Source organism: Shewanella sp. 0m-8 (assembly GCF_052977265.1).
In genome coordinates this window covers 12,481-25,130 of record NZ_JBRIMB010000009.1, presented here as the reverse complement: position 1 = coordinate 25,130, position 12,650 = coordinate 12,481, and the positions used below count along the sequence as shown (strand labels likewise).

9 protein-coding genes are annotated in these 12,650 nt (G+C 43.7%); 3 read left to right on the top strand and 6 right to left on the bottom strand.

What is annotated here, in order from left to right; genetic code table 11:
• Positions 1–37 precede the first annotated feature (37 nt).
• Positions 38–1,429, top strand: a complete 1,392-nt coding sequence (locus ACVBIO_RS06265; protein WP_447169806.1) for a sigma-54-dependent transcriptional regulator — start codon at positions 38–40, stop codon at positions 1,427–1,429.
• 506 nt (positions 1,430–1,935) lie between these two features.
• Positions 1,936–4,245, top strand: a complete 2,310-nt coding sequence (locus ACVBIO_RS06260; RefSeq protein WP_447172219.1) for a hypothetical protein — start codon at positions 1,936–1,938, stop codon at positions 4,243–4,245.
• 215 nt (positions 4,246–4,460) lie between these two features.
• Here ACVBIO_RS06260 and ACVBIO_RS06255 read toward each other — a convergent pair whose 3' ends face one another.
• Genes ACVBIO_RS06255 through ACVBIO_RS06240 form a run of 4 tightly spaced genes read right to left on the bottom strand, consistent with a single transcriptional unit; the run spans position 4,461 to position 9,918 of the window.
• Positions 4,461–4,634, bottom strand: coding sequence for a Trm112 family protein (locus ACVBIO_RS06255; protein ID WP_084221416.1), 174 nt, complete (start codon positions 4,632–4,634; stop codon positions 4,461–4,463).
• An 11-nt stretch (positions 4,635–4,645) separates the two neighbouring features.
• A complete protein-coding gene (lpxK, locus tag ACVBIO_RS06250) occupies positions 4,646–5,638 on the bottom strand; it encodes a tetraacyldisaccharide 4'-kinase (protein ID WP_447162212.1) in 993 nt (330 codons plus the stop codon).
• Positions 5,639–7,474, bottom strand: coding sequence for a lipid A export permease/ATP-binding protein MsbA (gene msbA / locus ACVBIO_RS06245; protein ID WP_447162211.1), 1,836 nt, complete (start codon positions 7,472–7,474; stop codon positions 5,639–5,641). It lies immediately after the preceding gene.
• 32 nt (positions 7,475–7,506) lie between these two features.
• Positions 7,507–9,918: a DNA internalization-related competence protein ComEC/Rec2 gene (locus ACVBIO_RS06240; RefSeq protein WP_447172218.1), complete on the bottom strand. Its 2,412-nt coding sequence runs from the start codon at positions 9,916–9,918 to the stop codon at positions 7,507–7,509.
• Positions 9,919–10,013: 95 nt separating this feature from the next.
• Between ACVBIO_RS06240 and ACVBIO_RS06235 the strand changes: the two genes are divergently transcribed.
• On the top strand, positions 10,014–10,520 hold the full coding sequence (locus ACVBIO_RS06235) for a DUF2062 domain-containing protein (RefSeq protein ID WP_447162210.1): 507 nt from the start codon (positions 10,014–10,016) through the stop codon (positions 10,518–10,520).
• Between the two features lie 93 nt (positions 10,521–10,613).
• On the opposite strand, the gene ACVBIO_RS06230 is transcribed toward ACVBIO_RS06235, so the two are convergent.
• Together ACVBIO_RS06230 and ACVBIO_RS06225 are read right to left on the bottom strand one after the other, a co-directional pair.
• Positions 10,614–11,447, bottom strand: coding sequence for a M23 family metallopeptidase (locus tag ACVBIO_RS06230; protein ID WP_447162209.1), 834 nt, complete (start codon positions 11,445–11,447; stop codon positions 10,614–10,616).
• A gap of 21 nt (positions 11,448–11,468) precedes the next feature.
• Positions 11,469–12,347 (bottom strand): 6-carboxytetrahydropterin synthase, encoded by an 879-nt coding sequence (locus ACVBIO_RS06225; RefSeq protein ID WP_447169809.1) that lies wholly within the window; start codon positions 12,345–12,347, stop codon positions 11,469–11,471.
• Positions 12,348–12,650 lie beyond the last annotated feature (303 nt).

Genomic DNA, 12,650 nt, shown 5'->3' with positions numbered 1-12,650 from the left:
CTTGGTAATAAGCACAAGCCCTCTTCTAGACAATACCATGAGCAATTTTAAACATAGCGAGTCACCGATAAGGGAGCTATTGGTATTAAACTTTACCGACCACGATTTTCAAGGAGAGAGACAACTCAAACCCTTTAATTGGCACTGTACTCAGGCCGATGGCCTTGCTAGTGCGCTGCAATGCGTAAATTCAACCAAGATTAAAGTTGCAATAGCAATAATCTCAAACGGTCACAAGCTACAGATATTACGCACCATAAAACACCTCAATGCTCATCAAAATAACCTTATCTGGATAGCGATCACTGCAAAAACGCATACTCAGGATAAAAACCTAACCTCATGTTTATCTAGCTACTTTGCTGATTATCACCACCAGCCCATTGACTGGGATCGTCTAAATCACACATTAGGCCACGCATATGGTATGGCCGTCATAAAAGAAACGCTTTCCCAGCAGAGCAACTGTCCTTATTCTTCTCTCAGCCCCTCTCCTTGTAACAATCACCAATTACTCGGGGAGACTAAGCTTATCAAGCAGCTAAGATGTAACCTATCCAAAGTGGCAGGCTCTGATGAATCAGTTCTCATTAGCGGCGAAACAGGTACAGGTAAAGGCCTTTGCGCCCGCTTGATCCACGAGCAATCCAAACGGCGTTTAGGCCCATTAATCACGATCAACTGCGGCGCCCTTCCCCAAAACCTTATTCAATCCGAACTATTTGGCCATGAAAAAGGCGCTTTCACCGGCGCTGATAGGCAATATATTGGTCATATAGAAAGGGCTAATAAGGGAACGCTATTTTTAGATGAAATTGGTGATCTATCATTAGAGTCTCAAGTTAATCTATTACATTTTCTAGAAGAACACATCATAGAGCGCCTAGGCGGCAATAAAGCCATTACTATTGATTGTAGAATTATTTTCGCTTCTCACATTAACCTTGAAACCGCTGTTGAAGAGGGGCGATTTCGTGAAGATCTATACTATCGGATTAATATTCTACACATTCACGCACCGAGTCTTAGAGAGCATAAAGCGGACATAACACTGCTCGCCAATGAATATTTAAAAATCTTCAGCTCTAAAGCACAGCAATACACGCTTTCGCCTCAAGCAGCAGAAACCATGCTTGCCTATGAGTGGCCTGGTAATGTCAGAGAGCTTAAAAACCGCATACATAGAGCCATTATAATGGCAAATGGTGACCCGTTAAGTGAAGCAGACTTAGGGATAAAAATCACCAAGATTCAGCCTGCTGACAACGATGTTGTTGACTTAGCCCAGCACAGGGTTGAAATCGACACAGAACTACTGCTCGATGCTATTAAACGTAATAACCACAATATATCGGCAGCTGCCCGAGAACTTAAAATATCCAGAACCACCTTTTATCGTTTGATTAAGAAATGCAAAATCGAACTCTAGCGGTGCAAACACCATTCGTGACTCCCACTATTGCAGCATAATGTCGACACATCCAATACTACAAAGACATGCGCTGCAACACCAAGTGTAACAAGCGTTACACTATCTGCTTGAACAACATTAGAGTGTAAATCGAGCACAAACAAACAGTTAAAAATTAACTCTAATCGCCCCCTGTTTCATCCTTGAAACATCAATACATTTTAAAGCTGCGCTAAGTATCACTTTTAACTTTGTATTCAGAACCTTACATCTATGGCGCAGTGTTTGCTTATTCTTTAGTCACAAGTTTGAATACCCACTCACTAAATCTCACTCACTGAAGCCCGGTGACATAGAGCTATTTCACTCCGGTGTTCAGCTTTATCGGCACTATGTCGACAACGGCGCAACGCTAAATTACGCCGAATATCTAAACATTTCACGCTAGCACTTTATCAAAAGTTGGCTAGCAAAAAGTAACAAGTACGTTTTATCCATATTAACTAATTAAGATGGTAAATATTATGAAACGATTTAAATGCAAACGACTTATCAAAGCGCTCGGTATTGCGCTGGTAAGCGCAACGACCCTTTATGGCGTCACGAGTCTGTCAACCGCAGATGCGGGATTCTTGCCGCAACTGAAAAATAATGTCTGCTTAGCCCAATACTCTGGTAGCCATTTAACCTGTACCGCCAATGATATTCGAGTCAGTGAAGTCAAAAATGTGACTAACCCTGACGGAACAACGCCGGTCGAGTGTACCGATGGAGAAGAATTTGATTTTAAAGCCGACTTCACCATAGTAACCACGGCCACCAGCCGTTATGGTTATGGGATCTGGTTACCAGAAGGCAAATGGAGTGCTAAAGACGAGAGCGAAACTAATACCTGTTCGGTGTTAAGTGGTAGTGCAACTGAATTACCTGGTATCGATTTAGATGGTGATGCCTGTGCCGATATAAGTAAAAAAGCAGGCAACAGTCAAGTACACGAATATGTCGGAGAAACGATCACCATGCTGTGTCGTGATGATGATAACTCAGACAAGGCCGATTTTAATTACTGTGCTTCTTGGAACCAACAAGAATATGGCAATTGTTCTGCTGGGGCTCCCACTCCCGCAGGTTCACCATCTAAATGTCGTTGTGACACCTTCGATATCGATGTATTTATCAAACCTAACCCACCAACCGTGATTAAAACCCTAACCAGCCAATCATCAACCCGCAGTGAACCAGGTGGAGCCTTTAACTATACAGTAAGCTTTACTAACCCTAATGCTCAGACATCACTGTTTATCACATCACTAACTGATGAAATAGATATTGGTGGTGAGGGAACGTTCGATGCTTCAATTAACCTTTGGGCTACTCCAGTTGCAGTCAATACAAATGTTGAAGGACAGTACCTGACCTCGACGAACTGCTCTATGCCTGCTAACGGCGGTGAAATTCTGCCTAGTGCCACCTACAGTTGTGCCTTCACGGTACACATTGTCGACAGAGACTTACCCAATGACCAAAGTCCGCAGTTCTACGATGACTTAGTCATGCTCTCGTTAGAAGATAAGAACGGTACAGCCGTTGTTGACGGTGATAGTTGTATCGATATTCCTGGCAGTATTGAGGGTGATCATTGTAGTAATGAGATCACTGTACAGATCACTAACCTGCCACCAGCAATTACCGTGACTAAAACGGCTAATCCAAATGAAGTATTAGAACCAGGTGGCAATGTTGAGTTTACCATTGAGGTTAAAAATGATGCCGAATTCTGGGACTCGCCACTTACGCTAACGACACTATCTGACAGCGTATACGGTGATCTTCTAGCGGGTGATTGTGGCGCGCTGTCTACTAGTATCGCTGAGAACGGAACTTACACTTGTAAATTCACTAAGGCTATTACCGGCAATGCAGGCTTTAAACACATGAATAAAGTGGATGCAATAGCCAAAGATGATGAAGGTGACACAGCACTTGGTGACAGTACGGAAATGGTCGCTGTCGTTGATGTGGCATCAACGATCTCACTGGTTAAAACAGCAGTTCCAAAGAGTGTCAGTGAAACCGGTGATGACCCCTCAGTCTATAGAGATGTTGACTATACATTTATGTTTACCAATACCTCCACAGTTGATGCTGTTAAATTCTACAAATTAGATGACGTGCTTTTGGATGCCAACATGAACCCCATTGGTACAGCCACAGATATCACAGCAGATTGTGATGTTAATGGTACCAATCTGGGTAACGGTATCTGGCTATCAGCGGGTGATTCAGCGAGTTGTGTTATCACCATGAAGCTACAAGGTGATGCTGGAGGTAATCATATCAACCTTGCTACGGTCTACGGTGTCGATGATGACCTAGTAGAGCGAGAGGCCAGTGATAATGAAACCGTAACCTTTACTAACCTCCCACCAGTAACAGCAATGACATTTGCCAGCAGTAAGCTTATGGTGTTGAAAATTAAAAATACCGGTATCGAAGATGTGACCTTAACAGATATCACCATACACGGTGAGTCTGTGATTGATCATTTGTCACCGGTACCCGGTCATACATTGCTCAATGACGGTGGGTCTCATGAATTTGTGCCATACCCAGCATGTGCTAATGGACACACCATTGGATATAGTGGTTCTCTAAACGATAACGATTTCTATGAGTGTGCCTTTACTGTTGAGCTTCTACCTGGTATTGATAGCGCAGCCGCTATCAATTATGCCACACCAGCTAACGACGGTGTAACAGTGTTATTAGAAGACAATGAAGGAAGTAAGGTTTCTCATGGCGTAAATATCGAAGTCAACGCTGTAAAAAATTAGCTAGTGCTTGAAGCTAGATAAGCTATAGCAACACTTGGGCGATAGAGTTTACCTTCGCCTTTTTTATTGCTGTAGCAGTTACGAATCTAAAACTGTTCGTCAATTTATTAAGCCGTTATTTGCTATCCAGCATATGCACTCTTAGATAACCAAAATGATAAAAGCACCTCTTCGGTGCTTTTAGTTTTCTCTAGTTCTAGAATAACAAGCTTAGCTTATTCAGCCAAAGGCTCGGCTTTGTTCTCTAGCAATACCGGAATACCGTCATTGATAGGATAAGCCAGCTTGTCTGCCTTGCAGATCAGCTGTTGGGCTTCTTTATTGTATTCAAGCTTGCCTTTACACACTGGACACGCAACGATTTCGAGTAATTTTTTATCAAATGCCATTTCGAATGCCTTTACTTATCTGCTACCAACCGATCAATTTTGGCCAGTAGTTGTTTATCAAATGAGGGAGATAGCTTCGCATCTACCGCGAGATACCACCAGTTATCTTTTGCAAAATCGCGACATTTCACCGCATCTTTTTCAGTCATCACCAACAAACGGCCATTTGCTAGTTGATTAAGCGCTGTTTCACTATAAGCACTATGATCATCAAATGCTTGCGATTGCGCAACTTGATATCCCTGCACTTGCAGAGAATCAAAAAAACGTTGAGGATTGCCGATACCAGCCATTGCCACAAGAGGTTCACTTTTTGTTGGAGCAGCACTAGCATTATGATTTGCAGAAACCGGTAACCATTTGGCAGGTTCAAGGGTCATCACCTGCTCATCAGCAAGTGCAACACCGCCATTAACGATAACATGATCAACACTGCGTAAACGCCACGCACCTTCACGTAGTGGGCCTGCTGGCAATAACATGCCATTACCTAAACGTCGTTCACCATCAAGAATGATAAGCTCGATATCACGAGCCAGTTGATAGTGTTGCAATCCATCGTCACTAATAATGATATCCACATCAAACTCTACCAACAAGTGTTTAGCGGCATCGACCCGCTTAGCACCAACCACCATAGGCACTTGAGTTCGAGCCACTATCATCGCAGGCTCATCGCCAACACTATCCGCGCTATCGCCGGGAAAAACCGCACGCACACCATCAATTTCGACGCCATAGCCACGGCTGATAACCCCGGGTTTTAAACCGTGCTTTCTCAGCAACTCGATAAGATAAATGACGGTGGGTGTTTTACCACTACCGCCAACGGTAATATTGCCGACAATAATCACAGGCACAGGCAACTTAAGCGCTTTTTTTACCTTTAAGCGAAACAGAAAGCGCCTAAAACCTGTGATCAGCGCAAATAACAGCGACAACGGCCAGAGCGCAAACCGCAGCGGATGACCTTGATACCACAGTTTATTTACCCAGGACTGCATTTAGCTACCAAACTGCATTTGATACAAGTTGGCATAAGCGCCGCCTTTGGCGAGCAGAGACTCATGAGTACCACGCTCGATGATCTTACCTTGGTCAACCACTAAAATTTGGTCTGCGCTTTCAATCGTCGATAAGCGGTGTGCAATCACGATAGAGGTTCGGTTTTGACGTAAGTTATCAAGCCCTTGCTGAATTGCCTTTTCAGACTCAGTATCAAGCGCTGAGGTCGCTTCATCAAGAATTAATACTGGCGAATTGCGTAATATCGCACGAGCAATTGCAATGCGCTGACGCTGCCCACCAGATAACATCACGCCATTTTCGCCAATTTGGGTATCTAACCCTTCTGGCATAGGCTCAATAAACTCCATCGCATGAGCCAGTGTCGCCGCTTCAATGATCTGCTCTTTTGTCGCCACACCTGGATATGCATAAGCGATGTTGTTAGCAATGCTGTCGTTAAACAAGGTCACTTGTTGTGAGACTAATGCAACTTGGCTTCGCAACGACTTAAGTTTGTAATCATTGATATTTTGGCCATCAAGCGTGATTTCACCCGCTTTAAGTCCAGTATAAAAACGAGTGACTAAGCTGGCAATGGTCGATTTACCAGAGCCAGAACGGCCGACCAATGCTAATGTTTGCCCCTGCTCTACTTTAAAGTCAATACCGCTTAGTGCTAGCTTCTCATGTCCTGGATAGCTAAAGTCTACCTGATTAAAGGCAAGTTCACCTTTTACTCGCTCAACTTCTAGAGTACCAGTATCACTTTCAGGCTCAGTATCGAGTAGTTCAAACACTGTAGTACAGGCCGCGATACCACGCTGGAATTCAGCGTTAACCCGGGTAAGGTTTTTAATCGGCTGCAGCATCGCTAGCATGGCACCTAAAATAGTGGCAAACGTACCCGCTGTTAGTTCTGCTTTCATGCTGTCAATACTGGCTGCATAAAGTACAAATGCTAATGCAAACGAACCGATAATCATCACTAACGGCTGGCTAATAGCCTGAGCTGTAGCCAGTTTCATTGTTTGGTAACGGTTTTGATCGTTAACTTTTGCAAAACGCTGAGCTTCTGTTTCTTGTCCGCCAAAAGACAATACGTTCTTATGGCCTTTAATCATCTGCTCAGTCGCAGCAGTGACTCCGCCCATGGCGGTCTGAATTTGCTTAGACACTTTTCTGAATCGGCGGCTCACAACGGTGATCACTACGCCGATAATAGGGCCGACAATTAAGATAACTAAAGATAGTTTCCAAGAGAAATAGAACATGATAGCAATCATGCCGATCACGGTAATACTGTCTCTAACGATAGTGATCAGTGCACTACCCGATGCGCGCGCAATCTGTTCGGTGTCGTAGGTCACACGAGAAATTAAGTTACCGGTGTTTTCTTTATCCATGTAGCTTACCGGCAGAGTCAAGTAATGCTCGAAGACTTCTTGGCGCATATCCATAATCACCCGTGCACTCATGTAAGAAATACAGTAGGTCGACAGGAAGTTTGCAAGGCCACGAAGTGAGAACAGGCCGATAACGACAAATGGTGCCAACAGCAAAACATCACTGCCAGAGTTAAAACCGTCACCAGTACCAAAATCGAGACTACTTACGCCGCCCGTTACACCACCAGCAGCTTGGGCCGCTTGGCCTGCTTGACCACCAAAGCCTTCATCAATAAATGGTTTAATCACGGCAATAAATGTTGCGTCCACAAGGGCGTACATAATGAGGCCGATTATGGCAAAAGCTAATACTGTTTTAAGAGGCTTCAAATAACCTAATAAGCGCTTAAATACAGTCCAGACTTCATTTTTAGGAGATGTTGTCATTGAGAGATTAACATTTTGGCAAAAGAAGCATTCTACTCTGGATTTTTATTCTGGCCAAACCTAAACACTTTGTTATACCAAAATGGTGCAAAATCTGAACGATATGTTCGAACTTTCATAGTTTCCTGGTCAAATAAAACACTAACCTGCCCTTGTTCCCCAGCCGTAAACATAGCAATATCCCGTTGTTCATAACGTTCGACGACCTCCTTTTTAGGAAATCCATAGCGATTTCTAAATCCTGCCGGAAATAAAACCAGCTCGGGGGCGACAGCATCGATAAAGGATGTGGTAGAGGAGGTTCTACTGCCATGATGAGGGGCTATGAGTAACCGGCTCTGTAACCTAAAGCCGTACTTTGCTGCTCGTTCAAGTAACCGATATTCCGTCTGCTTTTCAATGTCCCCCGTTAGTAGCACGCTATTGCCGGTATCGCTAACTCGAATAACACATGAACCGTTATTCCCCTTTTTAGGCTCTAACGGCGCTAAAATTTCAAGATTAAGATTCTGCCAAACCAATGTCTTAGGTCTGCAGCTATGTTGCTGTATCGGGATCAAATCAGAGATCACTGCGACATCGGGATACTTATCAATAATATAAGCAGCCCCGCCTGCATGGTCGTTATCACCATGACTGACGACAAGATAATCAATATTACCGATCCCCTGACTTTTTAGAAAAGGAAGTAACACTCTATCTGCATAACTAAAGGTGTCACCATATCGTGCGCCAGTATCATAAATAAGTGCCCGATTATTTTTCTCTATGACCAAAGATAATCCTTGCCCGACATCGAGTAAATGAACCTGCCAACGGTTCTCTTTTGGTGCTCCGCTAAAGTGAAATAACACGCTGAGCACTAACGGGAGTAACATTACTGACAATGGCAAACGCCATGTAAGTTGCTTAATATTAACCAGTAAGTAAAGGCCGATAGAGGCCATGATTAACGCAGCTACAACTTCGTCAGAAAGATCGAGCCAAACAAAGTTAACCTCACTAGCATAATCAAGTAAATTAACCACAGGAGTCATCGCCAGCGCTGCCAGAGTAAAAACACCACCGCCAGAAAACCCCAGAGCTGTCATAATGATAAAAGCTAGCAAAGACATCAGGCTTATCGGAATAAGCACTAGACTAAACCAAGGCACCAAAACCAGATTGACCAAAAGACTCACCAGAGAAGTCCCAGAGAAGAAAATCGCTTGAATAACACCTAGACCCAGCGTTAAGCGCCACTGCACTGCCCAAAATGCCAATGCTGCAATTTTTAATTGAGGCCATAAATGCCGATAAGGGATTGAGCTTTTATTTTCTGCAGCCGTAATACAACGGGTTGGCGCCGCCGGGCTATTGATTTCGAGAGCATTAGTTTCAAGAGAATGGGTGTCGGAAGTGCAGATTTGGGCCGAATGAGTCTCAAGCCTATTTGTCACTGACATTAGTGAGCCTGATGTCGCCTCAGCAGCTACGGAGAAGTAGCGTGTTACCGTGAGGAGAATAATGGTTAACGCACAAAATGATAACCAAAAACTTGCGCTCAATGGGCTTAGTGGGTCGATAAGCAAAATGACAAAAAGTGCATAGAGCAATCTTTCCCAGCTTGAGGAGTGACGGCTCAGCACGCTAAAGCTGATATAAGCAATCAACATGATAAGCGCACGCTGGGTAGACACCGAAAAGCCCGCAAGATAAGCATAAGCCACTGCGCCAAGCAGTGAGAATGCTAAACAACAAAGCCAATTACGCCGACTCGAAACTGGAAAACGACGATACAAAACCAATTTTGCAGCAATTAACAACCACAGTGATACCACTGACAGGTGTAACCCCGAGATAGCAAAAAGGTGACCCGCCCCTGTATTTCTAAGTTGTTGCCAACGCTCAGACGATATCATTGATTTATCGCCACTTAGCAGCGCTAAAAGCAGATCGGCACTTTCATAAGGTGATAAAACTAGTTTCAACTTTTCGATAAGCCTCATACGGTAAGACAAATCAGTTGTCAAAATTTGACCACTAATAACCTTACCTTTGCCTATAATGTGCTTAGCGAGCAGATGCTTTTGTTGGTTAAATCCCCCTTGATTTAAAATGCTCGTGATCGGTTTAACTTTAATCTGTAATTGCCAACGCTGACCAGGAACAATAAACGGCGCTTCGTTCCAAATTAATCTCATCCTCCTACTGACAAGATGGGGTGAAATTGAATCGATCAGCACAATATCCATACTAATCCGGTCGCCGTTTGTATGAACAAGTGATATGATTTCGGCCTCAACATTCAATGTTTCAATATTTTCGCCAGTGTTCCAGTCCATTAGTAGTGAATAGAAAATGCTTATCCAGCTTATTGCTAATAAGCTGCCAGCAATAAATGGAGCACGCTTACAGGCTGTAATAACCACTACGATCAACAAAGGTAGGATGTATAGGTTCACCAAGGATGGCCAAAGCATCGTTGACAGAATAGTGATGCAGTAACCGCACATAAATCGATTCATAGTGAATTAAGTTAAGACAGCAAATTGAAGTTATGCCAAAAAAAATTATTGAAAAATTTATGCCAAAGCCCGAAACATTGCGTGAACATAAACACTTGCGCATGTTTGGTGATCTACTCTTAAAGCCAAATCTGTGGACGTTAAATAGACGCTCAGCGCCTGGGGCATTTGCGGTAGGCCTGTTCGTCGCGTGGATCCCAATGCCATTTCAAATGGTACTGGCAGCGGCTTTAGCCATATTATTTAACGTAAACTTACCACTTGCAGTAGCGCTGGTGTGGATAACAAACCCTATCACCATGCCTTTTATGTTTTATATGGCTTACCTTTTAGGCGCCAGTTTACTCGGGCATGAGCCACAAGCATTTAATTTTGAAGCCAGCTGGCACTGGGTCCAAGCATCACTTGAAACCATAGGTCCACCGTTTTTGCTTGGCTGTATTGTGTTGGCAGGTATTTTCTCACTGGTCGGTTATTTTGTGATAAAAAACCTCTGGAAATACTCAGTATTATTTAAGTGGAAAAAACGCTATAAATAGCCTGTTCGTTTGTTGAACAAAGAACACAAAAAAAGCAGTCATCAAGACTGCTTTTTAATGGCTTTAAATCAGAGAATTACTGGTTTATTGCTATTATTTTTGTGCCAATACACTTTTCATCGATGGGACTATGGTCGTTGGATCGAGCCGAACTTGATACCAGTTCACTCGCCAATCCAAATGGGGGCCTGTCGAGCGGCCTGTTGAACCCACTTCAGCAACTTTATCGCCTTGTTTGACGGTATCGCCCTCTTTCACATAAAGCTTACTTAAGTGTAAAAAGCTCGAACTCACGCCATAACCATGGTCGATGATCATGGTGCCGCCAGAATAAAACATATCTGGCACAGAGAGTGATATCACGCCATCGGCAGGTGCCATAACCACAGTCCCTGTTTTTGCTGCCACATCAACCCCATAATGAGGTGTGCCAGGTTTACCGTTATATACACGCTGGCTGCCATACACTCCTGAGATCCTGCCTGTTAATGGCCATATAAAGCTTTGCGCAAAAGCATTACTCTCAGTAAATTGTGCCCTAGCCGCTTTGACTTGTTTAGAATCCTTTGCAGCGCGAGCTTGCGCGTTAGGATCGGGCTTCATTATTTTCTTACTGATCCCATTAACGTGTTGGATCTTATATTGCTGCTTTTTAATCTTTAACGGCTTCAGCTCAGTCAAACCATCGGGATAAACAAGCTTAAGCATCTGCTCTGACTCCGCTTCACGGGCAAAGCCGAACGCAAACTGACCTCGCTCGTTCACGCGTACCGGCTCATCATTTAAAAACACCTGAGTGCCAGGTTGTACCTGGGCTCGGATCAGTGCCCCTTGAGATAACTCACCGTTAAGCTGAACTGCCGCGCTCGTTTGAAACGCTAAGCTAGTCAATAAACTAGTAAAAACAATCTGCGTAAATGGTTTCAAAGCCACTCCTTTAATACTGAGTTATCCGACCGTCCTGCTCGCAATAGCGCCTTTCCCCACGCCTTCGTAAGCAATCACTTTAAAACCACTGCTAGGGACTTTGTCAGATAAGGTCTGTGCCATATAGTCAGCCAATAACTCAACCGTCGTGTCATGAGGAAGAATATCGCAAAGCGCTTTAGGCATGGCTAACTGAAAGTCACCTTGGGGCGCTTGGTAATGGAAACCAAAATGGGTCGCATCGCTTACAGCTGTCTGTGGAGACAAAGACAATGAACCGACGAGAACTTGATCGTCTATTGTCGCGAGGTAAATATCGTTCCAACGATTAGCCCAATACTCATCCCATTTGGGCGCCGCAATGCCATTTTCAAATACCGTTACAGGACTACGATGTCCGTGAGCGATTCGCTGGCAATTACCATCGTGCTTTTTTAGACCGTGACTGTAATGGTAATAAGGAGCATCATGTATTTCGTTTCTAAGTGTCAACGAAATACCTTCTACATTTGCGGGTAAGACTTCTTTTAAGGCTTGTTGTAAAAATTTATTCACGCTGTCAAAATCGATGATTTCACTCGGAATAAGTGCAAATGCTTGCGACGGACAGGCCAGATGAATATCACCTTGTTGGCTCGAAAAATCCATCCATACTCTGTCACCTTGTTGCTGCCAACGGGCTTCACTACAGGCAGTAGGAACCAACAGGCGGTGATCTGCCACCGCATCGATGGTATTTTTAATGGTGCGCTTCACTTTCGCGAAGTCGAGCACCATATTTTGCTCATCTAAACCACCGTCGAGCAACACATCAACAATCCAGCTTTCACCAACCATGCCTCGTATAGGGCACAGGTAAGAAAAATCGATAACCGTTAAATCTTTAACAAACAATTGCATTTTCGCTCCTAGGTAGAAAAACAGTCTACCTGTCTTAGTCCATGCAGCAATGGCCACAGGATGCTAATGTGTTGATGAGTCAGTAAGCTGACTCTTCTGATAATAACTTCAGCTTACAATGATCAAGCTCAACATTCGACTTTTTTAGTGTGAATTGCCTTTTTTAGAGCAAGCATTACACAATCCATGAAGCTGTTAACTATGCATCTTCATTACTGACTGCAAAATAACATTTGCCATTAGAACTTGCTGCATACACTTTTATAGAACTGTTTTGAAATATAAGCCGACACAAAAAAGCCG

Excerpts from the sequence above, each read along its gene's own strand:
- ACVBIO_RS06265 (WP_447169806.1), top strand. The coding sequence starts at position 38 with ATGAGCAATTTTAAACATAGCGAGTCACCGATAAGGGAGCTATTGGTA.
- ACVBIO_RS06260 (WP_447172219.1), top strand. The coding sequence starts at position 1,936 with ATGAAACGATTTAAATGCAAACGACTTATCAAAGCGCTCGGTATTGCG.
- ACVBIO_RS06255 (WP_084221416.1), bottom strand. The coding sequence starts at position 4,634 with ATGGCATTTGATAAAAAATTACTCGAAATCGTTGCGTGTCCAGTGTGT.
- lpxK (WP_447162212.1), bottom strand. The coding sequence starts at position 5,638 with ATGCAGTCCTGGGTAAATAAACTGTGGTATCAAGGTCATCCGCTGCGG.
- msbA (WP_447162211.1), bottom strand. The coding sequence starts at position 7,474 with ATGACAACATCTCCTAAAAATGAAGTCTGGACTGTATTTAAGCGCTTA.
- ACVBIO_RS06235 (WP_447162210.1), top strand. The coding sequence starts at position 10,014 with ATGCCAAAAAAAATTATTGAAAAATTTATGCCAAAGCCCGAAACATTG.
- ACVBIO_RS06225 (WP_447169809.1), bottom strand. The coding sequence starts at position 12,347 with ATGCAATTGTTTGTTAAAGATTTAACGGTTATCGATTTTTCTTACCTG.